Below are 14,923 nucleotides of genomic sequence, written 5' to 3'. Positions count from 1 at the left end.
GCCGACCGCACGAGCCGGCCGGGCGGTCAGCGGGGCTCGAAGTGGAAGGAGCGGATGAAGCAGTCGCGGGGCTGCTCGACGGCGTAGACGATGCATTCGAAGAGCGCCTGGGTGGTCAGCTTCTCGTCGGGTGCCAGGCCGTCGGGATTCGATCCGTCCCATTCCGCGAACCGCGGATCGGAGGTCGAGAAGTCGGGCGGGAAGAGGGAGAAGACCCGCACCCCCGAGGGCCGCAGCCGGCGCGACAGGATGTCGGCGAATCCGGCCTGGGCGCTCTTCGCCGCCCAGAAGGCCTCGTGGGCGGCGCCCGCGGTCGCCGCGGAGGCCCCCTCGGCGTCGCGGACGGCCACCATGTTGACGATGTCGGGCCGCAGCGAGCCGCGCAGCAACGGCAGGAAGTGCTTCACCATGAGGACCGTGCCGCCGGCCGTCGACTCGATCGTCTCCACGATCTCCGCGTCGCTGGCCGACTCCAGGTCCATGCCGTCCAGCCAGCGGGCCCCGTTGTTGACCAACAGGTCGATCCGGTCGGTCCGTTCGCCGACCCGGGCCGCGAACTCCCGTATCTCGGCGGGCCTGCTGAGGTCGCAGCCGAAGGCGTGGATACGGTCCCGGGCCGAGCCCATGACCTCGGTACGGGTGCGTTCGGCCGCCTCGACCGTACGGGCCGAGACATAGACCTCGGCGCCGAGATGGGCGAATCCGACGGCGAGCGCGCGACCGAAATAGCGGGACGCCCCGGTCACGACGACACGCAGATTCTCGAATTTCATGTGTGTCTGCTCTCCCCACGGATACCGGTTGCCGGTCCATTTCAGCGTGGCAGAGGAGAGGGGCTCCGGCCCTGGTGAGCGGGGTGCGCGTTCACGCCGTTGCGTGGACACGCCACGGCAGTTCGAGCCTTTCCAGCACGTCGGCGCGCTTGTGGTGGACGCGGACGCGGTCGGGCGCGGCGGAGACCGTCACCGTACCGCCGGGGGTACGGACCTCGCCGTGCACCGGTGGCACGACGGTCCCGTCGAGCGCTCCGGCGGCGGCGAGGGCCGCGGCGCCGGTGAGGGCGAGGCGGGGGTGCCAGCCGCCGACGGTGAGGGCCCGGACGGCGATCCCGTCGGGGCCGGCGGTGAAGGCGGCGATCTTGGGCAGGGCGGAGCGGGGCGGATGCCCGAGCAGCCGGGCGGCGCGGGCCCGGAGCCCTTCGAGCCGCTCCCGGAGTCCCTCCTCGGGAAGGCGCCGGGCATCGACGAAGACGTACGGGTTGCCGTAGCGGACGAGGGAGACGGGGATGCCGTCGAGGAGGTCCCGGGGGCGGCCGGTGGGGAGCGTCCCGGGGGCGGTCGGGGCCCTGAGGAAGCTGAGCGTGTACGCGCCCGCGTCCGCGCGCGGTTCGGGCCCGGGCCCGTGCTCCGGTTCGCAGAGCACGGTGTCGCCGCTGGTCACGGCGCGGACGGTGACGGGCCCGGGCCCGGTGCGGGGATCGGCGACGACACAGGCGAGGAGGGAGTGCCCGCAGCCGGTACGGAAGTCGAAACCGCCGCCGGGCAGGATCTGGACGAACCGGTAGTCGAGGTCGACGCCGGGGTGGGCCGATCTCCCGTACAGGGCGACCTTGTTGAGCTGCGGATACGGGCTCCGCGCGAGCGCGTGGCGCAGCCGCGCGAGCTCCCCGCCGAGGGCGAGCGCCCCGGGGGGAAGCTGGTCGAGCCGGAGGACGAGGGTGGGACCGGGGGCGTCGTGGGCCCGGACGACGGTGGCGGTCGCCCGTCCGTCCCCCGCCACGGGGCCGGGCGCGGGGGGTGCCGGGAGGTCGGGCCGCCCGGGGTCTCCCGGCCCCGGAGGGTCAGGCCGCACAGCCGACCGGGATGCGCATGCCCTGGACGACCTCCGTCCACAGCTCGTGGACCGCCAGGGCCCAGAGCGCCTGGGCGTCATGGTGGGAGGGGCGTTCCAGATGGCGGGTCAGGAGTTTCCCGACGCGGTCCGCGCGGACCTTTCCGCCGAGGACCAGACGGGCCGGCGAGAGGAGCTCCCGGACCGTCTCCAGGAGCGGGCCGCCCGGTGCGAGCATCGCCGACAGCGGCAGGGTGAAGGGCTGCTTGGGGCGGCGCAGGACCGCCGCGGGCAGCAGCTCCGCGCCCGCCTCGTACAGCGCCCGCTTCCCCGTCCGCGCCGCTGTCGGCAGCGCACGCGCGTGCGTCACCACCGACGGCTGGCAGAACGGCATCCGCGCCTCGACCGCCCACGCCATCGACAGGTGGTCCACGCGCCGCAGGTGGTACGCGGGCAGCCGCCAGCGCGTCTCGAAGGCCGTCATCGCGGTGAGCCGGTCCTCGCCGACCGCCTCGGCCGAGCGCAGCTCCTGCTCGATGCGGTCGGCCGCCGAACCCTGATCGGCGATGTGGGCACGGTAGTCGGCGGTGTAGAGGTGCTCGCGGAGGAGCCGCGGCGCCGCCGAGAGCGCGTCGGCGTACGTCCCCGCCCAGTCCGTGCCCGCCGGCGCGGCGAGCGCGGCGCGCATCCGGTCGTACCCGCCGAAGAGTTCGTCGGCGCCGTCGCCGGTGAGGGCGACGGTGAAGCCGTTCTCACGGACGGCGCGGAAGAGCGCGTAGGTGGAGAGGGCGATGGGGTCGGCGTTGGGCTGGCCGAGGTGGCGGACGGTACGGGTGAGCAGGGAGCTCAGCTCGTCGGGGTCGACGCCGATCTCGTGGTGCACGGTCCGGGTCCTGCGGGCGACGGAACGGGCGTACGCGGCCTCGGATTCGGGCCACCGGCCCCGGTAGGTGAGGTGGAAGGTGTGGAGCGGCGGCGCGTCGGTCTCGCGGGCGTGTTCGGCGGCGAGTGCGGTGACGAGCCCGGAGTCGAGGCCCCCGCTGGTGATGGCGCAGACGGGCACCTCGGCCCGGGCGAGCCGGCGCACCTCGTGGCGCAGGACGTCCTGGGTGTCGCCGACGGGGGTGGTCCGGTGGGGGCCGCGGCGGCGCACGAGGGGTGCGGTGCCGGGCCGTACGAGGGCGGTGGCGCCGGGCGGCAGGACGCTGACGCCGTCGAGCGCGGTGTGGGTGGCGAAGGAGGTGCGGGTGGCGAGGACGGTGTCGAGGGAGTCCTCGCGCGGGGAGATCCGTACGCCCTCGAAGGCGAGGAGGGCGGGGATCTCGGAGGCGAAGCGGGTGGAGCCGTCGAAGGGGTCGTGGTGCAGGTGGATCGGCTTCATGCCCATGTCGTCGACGGCGAGGACGAGTCGGGTGCCGCCGGGGCGCAGGTCGAGGATCGCGACGGCGAACATGCCGTCGAGGTGTTCGGCGAAGGCGGGGCCGTGTTCGGCGTAGAGCGCGGGGAGCAGGGTGCCGTCGCAGCGGTCGGGGAAGCGGTGGCCCCGGGCGGTGAGGGTCCGGCGCAGCTCGGCGTGGTTGTAGAGCTCGCCGTTGAGCACGGCGAGGATGCCGGGGAGGTGCGGCAGCCGGTAGGGCTGCTGTCCGCCGCAGGGGTCGGTCACGGCGAGGCGGTCGCAGCCGAGGGACCAGCCGGGACCGCTGAGGACGTGGTGTTCGTCGGGTCCGCCGTGGCGTTGCCGGGCGGAGACCGCCGCGAGTTGGGCCGGGTCGGGGCGGTCCGCGCCGGTCGCCGCCCCGGCGGCGAAGGAGCCGAAGATCCTGCACATGGCGGTCACCCTCCAAACACGTCACCTGTCACACCCAATGATTTGAATCTACCAAGTTTTTGAATGGCGCGTAAGTGCCATGTCCGGTTCACGCCAGGACATGGCCTTGCGACACCCCTCGCGCCCCAACAGGCTTGCCCCATGGAGGACTTAGACCCCACCGACCGCACCGCCCCCGCGTCACTGCTCGTCGTGGCCGCGCACCCGGACGACATCGAGTTCTGCGTCAGCGGCACCGTCATGCGGTGGATCGAGCGCGGCACCCGCGTCACGTACTGCATCGTCACGGACGGCGGCGCGGGCGGTTACGACGAACGGCTCCCCCGCCAGGCCATGGCGGACCTCCGCCGCGCCGAACAGGTCCACTCCGCCAAACTCAGCGGCGTCGCCGACGTCCGCTTCCTCGGCTACCCCGACAGCTTCGTGGAAGCCTCCGTGGAACTCCGCCGCGACCTGTGCCGGGTCATCCGCGAAGTGCGCCCGCAGCGGGCGATCATCCCCTCCCCCGAGATCAACTGGGCCCGGGTCGCCGACCTCCACCCCGACCACCGCGCGGTCGGCGACGCCTGCCTGCGCGCGGTCTACCCCGAGGCCCGCAACCCCTTCGCCCACGCCTCCCTGCTGAAGGAGGAGGGCCTGGAGCCGTGGATCGTCCACGAACTGTGGCTGATGACGGGACCCACCCCGAACCAGTACGTGGACGTCACCTCCGTCTTCGACCGCAAGGTCGAGGCGCTGCGCATCCACACCTCCCAGACGGCCCACTTCGACGATCTCGCCGGCCTCCTCCGCACCTGGCTCGGCGAACACGCGCGGGCGGGCGGACTGCCGCCGGGACGGATGGCGGAGGCGTTCCAGATCGTGCACATCGACTGAGCGTCGCCCCTTCCGCGGCCGCCCGGCCCGTCGTACCGCGCGACGCACCGGCCCCGGGTGCCTACGATCGACGTATGACCCCTCGGTGCGAAGCGTCGCTGTCCCTCTGGTCGCGGGACTCGTTCCTGTCCGTCGGCTCCGTCGGCTCGATGCTCTCGATCGGCTCGGTCGGTTCGTTCCTCTCCATCGGCTCCGTCGGCTCGTTCCTGTCCGCCGGCTCCGTCGGCTCCGCGCTCTCGGCCGGCTCGGTGGGCTCCTGGGAGAGCGTCGGCTCCCTGTTCTCGGCGCAGTCGTGCTGGTCGGTCCTGTCCTGGCGCTCGCGCCGGAGCGTGCTCGCCGCGGGAGCGGCGCTGGCCGTCACCGGGGCGGTCGTGGGGACGGTCGCCCTGACGACCGGGGTACGACGCGGCCGCTGACATCACCCCCGCGCCACGAGTCGCACCGCGAGCACCACGATCAGCGTGCTCGACGCGAGGGCCGTGACGAGCCTGCCCCGCACCCCTGTCAGGGTCCGGCCGAGCAGCGTCCCGCCCAGGGCGAGAAGGAACTGCCAGCTGGCGGAGGCGACGAGGGCCGCGAGGACGAAGGCGGTGCGGTCGGGGAGCGTCGCGGGGGCGGAGGGGCCCGTCGCGAGGATGAGCGCGGCGAAGTAGATCACCGTCATGGGGTTGAGGATCGTGATCCCCAGGAAGGTGAGGTACGCGCGGGCCGGGGTGAGGGCGGTCCCGTCGTCGCGGGAGGCGAGCCCGCCCGTACGGTACGCGGAGAGGGCCACGTACGCCGCCCGTACGGCGAGGACCACGAGCACGACGGCGGACGCCCACCGCAGCGGGTCCATGACGGGGGCGAGCAGCGGGACGAGGGCCGAGCCGCCCGCCACGGCCAGCAGGGCGTACACCCCGTCCGCCGTGGCGACGCCGAGGGCCGCACCGGCGCCCGTACGCCAGCCGGCCCGGGCCGTGACGGCCACCAGATAGGCGCCGACGGCGCCGACCGGGATCGCGATGCCGTAGCCGGCCAGCAGGCCGGCCACCACCACGGCGGTCACGCGACGGCGGGCGTCGCGCCTCCGGGGAAGCCGGTCCGCCGCTGTCGCCGGTAGGCCGAGCCGTCCTTGGTCCGGGCGAGGAAGCCGCCGATCACGAGATACCGCCGAAGGGCGGAGAAGTCCTCGTGCACGGTGAGCAGGGCCTCGTTGACCTCGGGCTCGCGGTAGTCCCGCCCGCCCTCGAAGAGGGTCTCGGCGAGGTGCGCGAGAAGGTCCTCGCGGCGGGCGGGCCTGCGCGGGATCGCCTTGAGGCGCCCGTCGGCGGAGAAGAGGTCCGCGACGGGGCGGGGAGCGCGCGAGGCCGACGGCGAAGGATGACTGGTCATGGCGGAGAAGCCTGGCGACCACCGGCCCGTCCCGCAAAGGGTTTTCCCCTCACGTACGCGCCGGGACCGGCGGGTCCGGGACCGGCGGCTCCGGCACCGGCGGCTCCGCGACGCCGTCCTCACCCTGCCGGCTTCACGACACCGACCTCACGACGACGGCTTCACCATGACGTTCACGGCCTCCTGCACGGTGGGCAGGATCGGCGGGAGGCCACCCCGTTCGAAGACCGGCCGGGCCTGCTCCACGAAGGCCAGGAAGTCGGCCTCGGAGTCCCAGAAGTCCACCACCCGCCACCCGCCGCTCCCGTCCGGACCGGCGGCGTGCGCGATGAACCCGGCCGGCGGCCACCACTCGGTGGCTTCGAGCAGCCGCGTGGTCTCCTCGTACTGCTCCTGGGTGCCGCCGGGAATCTCGACGGTGACGATCACAGCCATGACGCCGCTCCTGTACGGGGTGCTGAGGTGCACGTGGTGGGGGCCGGTGCGGGGGATTCCGACCAGCACACCAGCGCGCGGAGGGCCCCGCACGGCGACGGCCCCCGAACGGGCGACGGGCGCACGCGCTCCACGTCCCCCGGCGCCCCACCGCCCGCGCACCCCCGCCGGTGCGGACCGTCCGGTGCGGACCGTCCCGTGCGGGTCAGCGGGCCCTCAGGACCTCCACGCCCCGCCCCGCGAGCTCCTCGATCACCGGATCGTGCGGGTCGGCATCGGTGATCAGCCCGCTGATCTCCTCCCAGGGCAGCACCCGGAAGCGCGAGGCGGTGCCGATCTTCTCCGAGGAGGCGAGGACGTAGGTGTCCGCGGCCCGGGCCGCCAGGGCGCGCTTCATCGCGGCCTCCTCGGCATCGCCCGTGGTCAGTCCCGCGTCCGGGTGCACCCCGGTGACGCCGAGGAAGCAGAGGTCGGCGGAGACGTTCTGCGCGGCCTCGACGGCGGCCGCGCCGCAGGCGACCGCCGAGTGCTTGAAGATCCGGCCGCCGAGCAGATAGATCTCCGCCGACGCGTGGTCGATCAGGGCGGCGGCGATCGTCGGACTGTGGGTGATCACGGTGCAGGGCAGGTCCCGCGGGAGCGCGTGGACGACGGCCAGGGCGGTGGTGCCGCCGTCGAGGATCAGCGCACCGCCCGGCCGCACGAGCCCGGCGGCCACCGCGGCGACCTTCCGCTTGCCGTCCGGGGCGACGGACTGCCGGGCCCGGTAGTTGGCCACGGCCGGCGAGACGGGGAGCGCCCCGCCGTACACGCGCTGGCACAGCCCCTCGCTCGCGAGGTCGCGCAGGTCACGCCGCACGCTGTCCTCGGAGATCCCCAGTTCGGCGGCGACGTCCTTGGCGACGATCTTGCCCTCGCGGGCGAGCAGATCCAGTAGGTGTTCTCGCCGTTCGGCAGCCAGCATCCGCACTCTCTCCTGTTCTTGCACGTTTCTGCATGTATCGTAGCGCGCCATGACGACCGACGAGCCCCTGCTCATCCTCATCGCCGGGCCCTACCGCTCCGGCACCGGCGGCGACCCGCGGGCCATGGCCGACAACCTCGCCCGCCTCGAAGCCGCCGCCTGGCCCGTCTTCGCCGCGGGGCACCTTCCGGTGATCGGCGAATGGGTCGCCCTGCCCGTCCTGCGCTCGGCCGGCGCGGGCCCCACCGACGCCCTCGCCGACCAGGTGCTCTACCCGGCCGCCGAGCGCCTGCTCGCCCGCTGCGACGCGGTCCTGCGCCTGCCGGGCGAGTCCGCGGGAGCCGACGGGGACGTCGCGACCGCCCGCCGGCGCGGACTGCCCGTCTACGACGACATCGCGCAGATCCCGCGCCGCGTCGTACGGGGGGACGCGGAGACCCGCACCGCCCGGGCGGACGCGTGAGCCCCCACCCGGGCGCCGGGACCGCCGACCACGACGGGACGACCGGCGCCGACACCTCCGCCCACCAAGGCCGGCCCGACGTCGACAGCCCCGCCCACCGCGCCCGGCCCGGCGCCGACACCCACCGCGCCCGCCCCGGCGTCGACGTACCGGACCACCGCGGCCGGACCGGTCTCGACCGGGCCGGACGGGACCTGGACCGCAACCCCGACGTCGTGGTCCGGGACGTCGAGCTCACCTCCCAGGGCTGGCACGTCCTGCGCCGGACCACCTTCGACTACCGCCGCCGCGACGGACGCCGGGTCACCGAACAGCGCGAGACCTACGACCGCGGCAACGGCGCGGTCGTCCTCCCCTACGACACCGAACGCCGCGTCGTCCTGCTCACCCGCCAGTTCCGCTACCCGGCCTACGTCAACGACCACCCCGACGGCATGCTCGTCGAAGCCGCCGCGGGACTGCTCGACGCGGACGACCCGGTGACCGCCGTCCGCCGCGAGAGCGCCGAGGAACTCGGCGTCGCCCTCGGCCCGCTCACCCACGTGATGGACGCCTATATGAGCCCCGGCTCCGTCACCGAACGCCTCCACTTCTTCGCCGCGCCGTACACACCGGCCGACCGGACGGGAGCGGGCGGCGGGCTCGAGGAGGACGGCGAGGACATCGAGGTCCTCGAACTCCCCTTCACGGAGGCCCTGGCGATGACCCGGGACGGCCGCATCGCCGACGGCAAGACGATCATGCTCCTCCAATGGGCCGCCCTGGAGGGCCCCTTCGCCTCCGGCGTCCGGACGGAGGCCGTGCGCTGACGCCCGGGGACGCCGGGCGGGCGGCCCGGCCACCCCGTGCCGCGCGCCCCGCTGCGTCTGGGCCGGATGGAGCATCGGGCGGGCAGCTCCCCACGGTGCGTCCGAAGCTGAGGCGGGACGGGGTGTCCGTCCGCCCGGCATCACCGCGAAGGAGACCCCGTGTCGGCACGTCCTGCAGTCCGCTCCCGCTCCCACGTACGCCTGCGCCTGTCCGTCGCCACCCTGGCCGCGTCCGCGGCACTCGCCGCCCTGGTCCAGCCCGCGCAGGCCACGGGCACCACGGGCACACCCCCGCCGCACCCGGACAAGGCCCTGCAGCAGCAGCTGAACGATCTCGTCCGCACGGCAGGCGGTCCGCCCGGAGTGATCACGCTCCTGCGGCGGGGCGACCGTACGGACGTCTACCGGGCGGGCGTCGCCGACACGAGCACCGGTCGCCCTCCCCGTACCACCGACCACATGCGGATCGCGAGCGTCGCCAAGGCCTTCAGCGGAGCGGTGGCCCTGCGCCTGGTGGACCGGAACAAGCTGGACCTCGACACCACGATCGGCGAGCGCCTGCCGTCACTGCCCACCGCGTGGCACGCGGTGACCCTCCGGCAACTGCTCAACCACACCAGCGGACTGCCCGACTTCTCGACGGCCCCGGCGTTCCTCGCGATCCTGCAGGCAGACCCCCGGCACCACTTCGACTCCCGCCGGCTCCTCGACTTCGTCGCCGACAAGGACCTCCTGTTCCCGCCGGGATCGGCGTACGCGTACTCGAACTCCGACAACATCGCCGTCGCGCTGATGGCCGAGGCGGCCACCGGACAGCCCTACGAGCGGCTGCTCGACCGGCTCGTGTACCGGCCCCTCGACCTGCGGCGGACCAGCCTCCCGCAGGGCTACCTGCTGCCGCGGCCGTACATCCACGGCTACGACGTGACGCCGCCCGCACCGCCGGAGGACATCAGCGAGGTCCTCAGCGCCTCGGGCGTCTGGGCCTCCGGCGGCATCGTCTCGACACCGAAGGACCTCAACGCCTTCGTCCGCGCCTGGGCCGGCGGACACGGCTTCCTGTCGAAGGAGACCCGCCGCCAGCAGCGGACCTTCATCACCGGCGCCGCCTCGGAGCCCGCCGGTCCCGGCGTCAACGCGGGCGGTCTGGCGATCTTCCGCTACACGACACGCTGCGGCACCGTCTACGGCCACACCGGCAACTTCCCCGGCTACACCCAGCTCGCGGTCGGCACGGCGGACGGCAGCCGCTCCCTCACGTTCTCGATCAACACCCAGACCAGCAAGGGCCTCAAGCCGGAACTCCTGGCCAAGGTCCGCGCCGTCCAGGAGAACTTCGTCTGCGCCCTGCTGCGGCACTGACCCCGTCCCGGCGGTCGTGCGACGGGCAGGTGTGCGGGTGGAGAACCGGGGCAGACGGGTGACGAGCGCGTGGGACCGCTCATCGCACGGCCTGCGGTCTCCCCCGTCAGCAGGCCGTGGCCCGGCCGGACGGCCCGCACCAGGCAGGGGTGCGGGCCGCCCGGCATGCCGGAGGGGTCCCCCACCGGCATTCCCTCCCCGGGGCCCGGGACCCTCCGTGAGCCCTCAGGCCCGGGACTCGTAGAACGGCCCGTCCGGGGCGTGGTTGCGTGAATGGACCGTGACGTCCTCGCCCTTGAGATAGGCCAGCAACCAGTCGCCGAACGTCATCTCATGGAGCACGAACTCGAAGCTGTCCATCTCCTGTACCCCCACGGCCCATGGCTCCGCCGGCCCGCCCGGCACACGCAGGAAGATCCACTCTCCCGTGACCGCCGACGCGACCGGCAGCAGCTCGCCGGGGCCGGAGCCGGCCCGGCCCGGGAGGATCTCCGCTTCCTCCTCCTCGCGCCAGTCCTCGATCGACTCCCTGATCCGCTCCCCCAGGTTCCCGACCGGATGGCCCGGGTGGTCCAGGTACAGCTGGCTGTTGATCACCACCGGTCCGTAGGCGTCGGTCACGTCCCGGAAGTCGGCAGGGAAGGAGACTCCGAGCTCCTCCTCCAACTGGTCCCAGGGGGCACGGTCCGCCCAGCGGAATCGTGGCTCCCCCAGAAGTGCCTCGATCTCCTCGAGTGCCGCCATCTCTCGCCCCTTCCGCCACCCGCACACGAACGTGCCCGCAGGCTACGGCCCGCCACTGACACCCGGCCCGCTCCGGCGGCCCCGCCCCCGCCGGAGGGGGCCGGGTGGGGGGGGCGGGGCCGAGGCGCTGCGGGGCCGGGTGCGGCCCGGTTCTCAGCGGTAGATCAGGAGCTCGTGCTCCGTGGCGCCGTTCAGTTCGTAGCGGGTCCGCACCAGGGGGCGGCCCGCGTAGATGCGGATCAGGGTCGACGCGTCGCCCTCGAAGGTGGCCGCCGGACGGCCTTCCCTCGCGTTGCCGAGGGACACCTCGGTCCTCGCGCGGTCCTTGAGGACTCCCACCAGGCGGGGGGTCTCCCGTCTGCGGCTCGTCACCGACAGGAGGGGGAGGGCCAGGTCCAGGCTCGGGCCGCAGTAGGCGTGCGGTTCACCGAAGGCCTCCCGTACGTCTCCCGCGTGGACCCACTCGCCCAGGGCCACCGCGTCCAGCCGGCCGTCCTCCCGCCCGGCGATCACCGGGCCCGCCTCCGTCAGGCCGCGTTCCAGTTCGTCGAGGATCCGGCCCAGCGGCCAGTCCTCGCGCTCGGCCACGTCGCAGGCGTTCGCCTCCGGCAGGAACACGCCCTCCTCCAGGCGGTCCTCGACGATCCTGATCAGGGCCGCTCCGCAGTGGGCCAGGACCTGCCTCGCCGTCCACCCCGGGCAGGCGGTGCGGAGCTCGTACGCCTCCTCGGGTGTCCGGCGCAGCAGCGGCATCAGCAGGTCCCGTTCCGTGCGCAGGAGCCGGTCCGGGAGCCATGGGTCGCGCACGTCGCCGAGGCCGTCGGCACATTCCGTACACATTTGTCCTCAGTAGCGGTAGTGGTCCGGCTTGTACGGGCCCTCGACCGGGACCCCGATGTACGACGCCTGCTCGGGGCGCAGGGTCGTCAGCCGGACGCCGAGGGCGTCCAGGTGCAGCCGGGCGACCTTCTCGTCCAGGTGCTTCGGCAGGGTGTGCACGCCCACCGGGTACTCCTCCGGCTTCGTGAACAGCTCGATCTGGGCCAGGGTCTGGTCGGCGAAGGAGTTCGACATGACGAAGGACGGGTGGCCCGTCGCGTTGCCGAGGTTGAGGAGGCGGCCCTCGGAGAGCACGATGACGACCTTGCCGTCCTCGAACGTCCAGGTGTGGACCTGCGGCTTGACCTCGTCCTTCACGATCCCGGGGATCGCCGCGAGGCCCGCCATGTCGATCTCGTTGTCGAAGTGGCCGATGTTGCCGACGATCGCCTGGTGCTTCATGCGGGCGATGTCGGACGCCATGACGATGTCCTTGTTGCCGGTGGTCGTGATGAAGATGTCGGCCGTCTCCACCACGTCCTCCAGGGTGACGACCTGGTAGCCGTCCATCGCCGCCTGGAGCGCGCAGATCGGGTCGATCTCGGTGACGACGACACGGGCGCCCTGGCCTCGCAGCGACTCCGCGGAGCCCTTGCCGACGTCGCCGTAGCCGCAGACGACCACGGTCTTGCCGCCGATGAGGACGTCGGTGGCGCGGTTGATGCCGTCGATGAGGGAGTGCCGGCAGCCGTACTTGTTGTCGAACTTCGACTTCGTCACGGCGTCGTTCACGTTGATCGCCGGGAAGAGCAGCGCGCCTTCGCGGTGCATCTCGTACAGGCGGTGGACGCCCGTCGTGGTCTCCTCCGTCACGCCGCGGATACCGGCGGCGAGAGCCGACCAGTCGAGCCCGCTCTTCTCCAGCAGGGCCCGCATGACGGTCAGTTCCTCGTTGGACGCCTCCGGCAGCGCCCCCGTCTTCCGGTACTCGACACCCAGGTGGACGAGGACGGTGGCGTCGCCGCCGTCGTCGAGGATCATGTTCGGGCCGCGGCACGGGGACGGACCGTCGGACGCGGCGGGGCCGTCGGCGTCCGGCCAGGTCAGCGCCTGTTCCGTGCACCACCAGTACTCCTCCAGCGTTTCGCCCTTCCAGGCGAAGACCGGGATTCCGGCGGCGGCGATCGCGGCGGCCGCGTGGTCCTGCGTCGAGTAGATGTTGCAGGAGACCCAGCGGACCTCGGCGCCGAGCGCGACCAGGGTCTCGATGAGGACGGCCGTCTGGACGGTCATGTGGAGCGAGCCGGTGATCCTGGCACCGGCGAGGGGCTGCGCCTGCGCGTACTCGCGGCGGATGGACATAAGCCCCGGCATCTCGTGCTCCGCCAGGGTGATCTCCTTGCGGCCGAACCCGGCCAGGGAGATGTCGGCGACCTTGTAGTCGGTGAAGCCGGTCGCAGTGGGGTCAGACATGGACAACGCTCCTCGCGCTCATGATGGTCCGGTGGATTTCCAGGGCCGCCGTCGACTTGTTCAGCGTGATGTGGTGCAGGCCCGGCGCGCCCTCGTCGAGCAGTCGCAGGCCCGTCCGTGTCGCGTGCTCGACGCCGATGCGGTACGCCGCCGCCGGGTCGTCCCTGGCCGCCTCCAGGCGGTGCGCCAGGTCCTCGGGGAACGCGGCGTCGCTGAGCTCGGCGAAGCGCCGGATCTGGCGCACGTCGGTGGCCGGCATGATCTCCGGGATGATCGGGGTGTCGCAGCCTGCGGCCGCGACCCGGTCCCGCAGCCGCAGATAGTCCTCGGGGTCGAAGAACATCTGGGTGATGGCGTAGTCGGCGCCCGCCCGGCACTTGGCGACGAAGTGCGCCAGGTCCTCGGCCGGTCCGGGGGACCTCGGGTGGCCCTCCGGGAAGGCCGCGACCCCGATCCGGAAGTCGCCCAGCGAACGGACCAGTTCGACCAGCTCACTGGCGTACGTGAAGCCCTCCGGGTGCGGGGTCCACGGGCCGCGCGGGTCGCCGGGCGGGTCGCCGCGCAGGACGAGCACGTCCCGCACTCCCGCGTCGGCGTACGCGCCGATGATCGCCCGCAGTTCGGCCACCGAGTGCCCGACGGCCGTCAGATGGGCGACCGGCCGCAGGGTCGTCTCGGCCGCGATCCGCTTGGTCACTTCAATGGTCCGGTCGCGGGACGAGCCGCCGGCGCCGTAGGTCACGGAGACGAAGTCCGGGGACAGGGCCTCCACCCGCCGGATCGCGTCCCACAGGGTCCGCTCCCCCTTGTCGGTCTTCGGCGGGAAGAACTCGAACGAGTACGTGGGGCTCACCGGCGGCCTCCCGCGTTGAAGTAGCTCGCCTCCGGGTGGTGGACGACGATCGCGTCCGTCGACTGCTCGGGATGGAGCTGGTACTCCTCCGACAGCTCGACCCCGATCCGCTCCGGGCGCAGGAGGGCGGCGATCTTCGCCCGGTCCTCCAGGTCGGGGCAGGCCGGGTAGCCGAGGGAGTAGCGGCAGCCCCGGTACTCGGTGCGGAGCATGCCGTCGAGGGACGCCGGCTCGGAGGACCCCGCTATGCCCCAATCGGCGCGCACCCGGGCGTGCCAGTACTCGGCCAGGGCCTCCGCCAACTGGACGGAGAGGCCGTGGAGTTCGAGGTAGTCCCGGTAGGCGTCGGCGGCGAAGAGCCTCGCCGTCGCCTCGCCGATCCGGGAGCCGACGGTGACCACCTGGAGGGCGACGACGTCGATCTCGCCGGAGTCCTCGGAGCGGTGGAAGTCGGCCAGGCAGAGGCGGCGGCCCCGCTGCTGGCGGGGGAAGGAGAAGCGGGTCCGCTCGCCTCCGTCCTCGTCCAGGACGATCAGGTCGTCGCCCTTGGACACACAGGGGAACCAGCCGTGGACGACGGCTGCTTCGAGGAGGTGGTCCGTCTGGAGGCGGTCGAGCCAGGCGCGCAGCCGCGGCCGGCCCTCCGCCTCGATGGTCTCGGTGTCCTTGAGGCCCCACTGGCCCTTGAAGAGGGCGGTCTCGTCGAGCCAGGGGGCGTACTCGGCGAGCTGGATGCCCTTGACGACCCTGGTGCCGAGGAAGGGGGGTTCGGGTACGGGGTTGTCGGCGGCGACGTCGGAGCGGCCGGCCGGCTCGGGCTCCCGCACCTCCGCCAGGGGCGTTTCGCGCTTGGGTACGCGGCGCTGCTTGAGCGGCGGAAGTACGGCTCCGGGGACGCCGCGCTTCACGCCCATGAGGGCGTCCATGAGGCGCAGGCCCTCGAAGGCGTCCCGGGCGTAGCGGACCTCGCCCCGGTAGATCTCGTGGAGGTCCTGCTCGACGTACGCCCTGGTCAGGGCCGCTCCGCCGAGGATCACGGGGTACTTGGCGGCCAGCTCGCGCTGGTTCAGCTCCTCCAGGTTCTCCTTCATGA

17 protein-coding genes are annotated in these 14,923 nt (G+C 73.1%); 5 read left to right on the top strand and 12 right to left on the bottom strand.

Features of this window, described 5'->3' with window-relative positions:
- Window positions 1-26: 26 nt before the first annotated feature.
- The 3 genes from IE311_RS29295 to asnB all read right to left on the bottom strand — a co-directional run bounded on the left by IE311_RS29295 (window position 27) and on the right by asnB (window position 3,658).
- On the bottom strand, window positions 27-773 hold the full coding sequence (locus tag IE311_RS29295; protein WP_189834851.1) for an SDR family oxidoreductase: 747 nt from the start codon (window positions 771-773) through the stop codon (window positions 27-29).
- Between the two features lie 91 nt (window positions 774-864).
- On the bottom strand, window positions 865-1,779 hold the full coding sequence (locus tag IE311_RS29290; protein ID WP_189834850.1) for a 2-methylaconitate cis-trans isomerase PrpF family protein: 915 nt from the start codon (window positions 1,777-1,779) through the stop codon (window positions 865-867).
- Between the two features lie 61 nt (window positions 1,780-1,840).
- Window positions 1,841-3,658 (bottom strand): asparagine synthase (glutamine-hydrolyzing), encoded by a 1,818-nt coding sequence (gene asnB / locus IE311_RS29285; RefSeq protein WP_189834849.1) that lies wholly within the window; start codon window positions 3,656-3,658, stop codon window positions 1,841-1,843.
- 141 nt (window positions 3,659-3,799) lie between these two features.
- Here asnB and IE311_RS29280 point away from each other — a divergent pair, with 141 nt between their 5' ends.
- Both IE311_RS29280 and IE311_RS29275 read left to right on the top strand, forming a co-directional pair.
- Window positions 3,800-4,534, top strand: coding sequence for a PIG-L deacetylase family protein (locus tag IE311_RS29280; RefSeq protein ID WP_189834848.1), 735 nt, complete (start codon window positions 3,800-3,802; stop codon window positions 4,532-4,534).
- Between the two features lie 74 nt (window positions 4,535-4,608).
- On the top strand, window positions 4,609-4,950 hold the full coding sequence (locus IE311_RS29275) for a hypothetical protein (protein WP_189834847.1): 342 nt from the start codon (window positions 4,609-4,611) through the stop codon (window positions 4,948-4,950).
- A 2-nt stretch (window positions 4,951-4,952) separates the two neighbouring features.
- Here IE311_RS29275 and IE311_RS29270 read toward each other — a convergent pair whose 3' ends face one another.
- The 4 genes from IE311_RS29270 to IE311_RS29255 all read right to left on the bottom strand — a co-directional run bounded on the left by IE311_RS29270 (window position 4,953) and on the right by IE311_RS29255 (window position 7,307).
- A complete protein-coding gene (locus IE311_RS29270) occupies window positions 4,953-5,582 on the bottom strand; it encodes a LysE family transporter (protein WP_189834846.1) in 630 nt (209 codons plus the stop codon).
- Window positions 5,579-5,908: a DUF2087 domain-containing protein gene (locus IE311_RS29265; protein WP_189834845.1), complete on the bottom strand. Its 330-nt coding sequence runs from the start codon at window positions 5,906-5,908 to the stop codon at window positions 5,579-5,581. Before IE311_RS29265 ends, IE311_RS29270 begins: the two co-directional genes overlap by 4 nt.
- A 147-nt stretch (window positions 5,909-6,055) precedes the next feature.
- Window positions 6,056-6,343, bottom strand: coding sequence for an antibiotic biosynthesis monooxygenase family protein (locus IE311_RS29260; RefSeq protein ID WP_189834844.1), 288 nt, complete (start codon window positions 6,341-6,343; stop codon window positions 6,056-6,058).
- Window positions 6,344-6,548: 205 nt separating this feature from the next.
- Window positions 6,549-7,307: a DeoR/GlpR family DNA-binding transcription regulator gene (locus IE311_RS29255; RefSeq protein WP_189834843.1), complete on the bottom strand. Its 759-nt coding sequence runs from the start codon at window positions 7,305-7,307 to the stop codon at window positions 6,549-6,551.
- Between the two features lie 49 nt (window positions 7,308-7,356).
- On the opposite strand from IE311_RS29255, the gene IE311_RS29250 reads away from it, so the two are divergent.
- From IE311_RS29250 to IE311_RS29240, 3 genes are all read left to right on the top strand, one after another.
- A complete protein-coding gene (locus IE311_RS29250; RefSeq protein WP_189834842.1) occupies window positions 7,357-7,770 on the top strand; it encodes a DUF4406 domain-containing protein in 414 nt (137 codons plus the stop codon).
- Window positions 7,767-8,579 carry an NUDIX domain-containing protein gene (locus tag IE311_RS29245; RefSeq protein WP_229902237.1) on the top strand — a complete coding sequence of 271 codons (813 nt, stop codon included), beginning with the start codon at window positions 7,767-7,769 and terminating at the stop codon, window positions 8,577-8,579. The genes IE311_RS29250 and IE311_RS29245 overlap by 4 nt, the downstream gene beginning before the upstream one ends.
- A gap of 159 nt (window positions 8,580-8,738) precedes the next feature.
- Window positions 8,739-9,941 (top strand): serine hydrolase domain-containing protein, encoded by a 1,203-nt coding sequence (locus IE311_RS29240; protein ID WP_189834841.1) that lies wholly within the window; start codon window positions 8,739-8,741, stop codon window positions 9,939-9,941.
- A 225-nt stretch (window positions 9,942-10,166) separates the two neighbouring features.
- Here the strand turns inward: IE311_RS29240 and IE311_RS29235 are convergent, their stop codons facing one another.
- The 5 genes from IE311_RS29235 to IE311_RS29215 all read right to left on the bottom strand — a co-directional run.
- A complete protein-coding gene (locus IE311_RS29235; protein WP_189834840.1) occupies window positions 10,167-10,685 on the bottom strand; it encodes an SMI1/KNR4 family protein in 519 nt (172 codons plus the stop codon).
- A 153-nt stretch (window positions 10,686-10,838) separates the two neighbouring features.
- Entirely contained in the window at window positions 10,839-11,525 is a 687-nt protein-coding gene (locus IE311_RS29230; protein WP_189834839.1) for a maleylpyruvate isomerase family mycothiol-dependent enzyme, read from the bottom strand.
- Between the two features lie 6 nt (window positions 11,526-11,531).
- Window positions 11,532-12,977 (bottom strand): adenosylhomocysteinase, encoded by a 1,446-nt coding sequence (ahcY, locus tag IE311_RS29225; protein WP_189834838.1) that lies wholly within the window; start codon window positions 12,975-12,977, stop codon window positions 11,532-11,534.
- Complete coding sequence (metF, locus tag IE311_RS29220; RefSeq protein ID WP_189834837.1) at window positions 12,970-13,830, bottom strand: methylenetetrahydrofolate reductase [NAD(P)H]; 861 nt, start codon at window positions 13,828-13,830, stop codon at window positions 12,970-12,972. The genes ahcY and metF overlap by 8 nt, the downstream gene beginning before the upstream one ends.
- A partial coding sequence (locus IE311_RS29215; RefSeq protein ID WP_308439834.1) for a vitamin B12 dependent-methionine synthase activation domain-containing protein occupies window positions 13,827-14,923 on the bottom strand: 1,097 nt, incomplete at its 5' end. The genes metF and IE311_RS29215, both read right to left, overlap by 4 nt.

It is taken from the genome of Streptomyces zaomyceticus (assembly GCF_014656215.1).
Classification (GTDB): Bacteria; Actinomycetota; Actinomycetes; order Streptomycetales; family Streptomycetaceae; genus Streptomyces; species Streptomyces zaomyceticus.
The sequence above is the reverse complement of the archived record's forward strand: the minus strand, read 5'-3'. Positions and strand labels throughout refer to the sequence as shown.

What these genes read in the sequence shown, in the direction of transcription:
- IE311_RS29265 (WP_189834845.1), bottom strand. Translation starts at nt 5,908, where the DNA reads ATGACCAGTCATCCTTCGCCGTCGGCCTCGCGCGCTCCCCGCCCCGTC.
- IE311_RS29255 (WP_189834843.1), bottom strand. Translation starts at nt 7,307, where the DNA reads ATGCTGGCTGCCGAACGGCGAGAACACCTACTGGATCTGCTCGCCCGC.
- IE311_RS29250 (WP_189834842.1), top strand. Translation starts at nt 7,357, where the DNA reads ATGACGACCGACGAGCCCCTGCTCATCCTCATCGCCGGGCCCTACCGC.
- IE311_RS29260 (WP_189834844.1), bottom strand. Translation starts at nt 6,343, where the DNA reads ATGGCTGTGATCGTCACCGTCGAGATTCCCGGCGGCACCCAGGAGCAG.
- asnB (WP_189834849.1), bottom strand. Translation starts at nt 3,658, where the DNA reads ATGTGCAGGATCTTCGGCTCCTTCGCCGCCGGGGCGGCGACCGGCGCG.
- IE311_RS29295 (WP_189834851.1), bottom strand. Translation starts at nt 773, where the DNA reads ATGAAATTCGAGAATCTGCGTGTCGTCGTGACCGGGGCGTCCCGCTAT.
- ahcY (WP_189834838.1), bottom strand. Translation starts at nt 12,977, where the DNA reads ATGTCTGACCCCACTGCGACCGGCTTCACCGACTACAAGGTCGCCGAC.
- IE311_RS29280 (WP_189834848.1), top strand. Translation starts at nt 3,800, where the DNA reads ATGGAGGACTTAGACCCCACCGACCGCACCGCCCCCGCGTCACTGCTC.
- IE311_RS29230 (WP_189834839.1), bottom strand. Translation starts at nt 11,525, where the DNA reads ATGTGTACGGAATGTGCCGACGGCCTCGGCGACGTGCGCGACCCATGG.
- IE311_RS29275 (WP_189834847.1), top strand. Translation starts at nt 4,609, where the DNA reads ATGACCCCTCGGTGCGAAGCGTCGCTGTCCCTCTGGTCGCGGGACTCG.
- IE311_RS29235 (WP_189834840.1), bottom strand. Translation starts at nt 10,685, where the DNA reads ATGGCGGCACTCGAGGAGATCGAGGCACTTCTGGGGGAGCCACGATTC.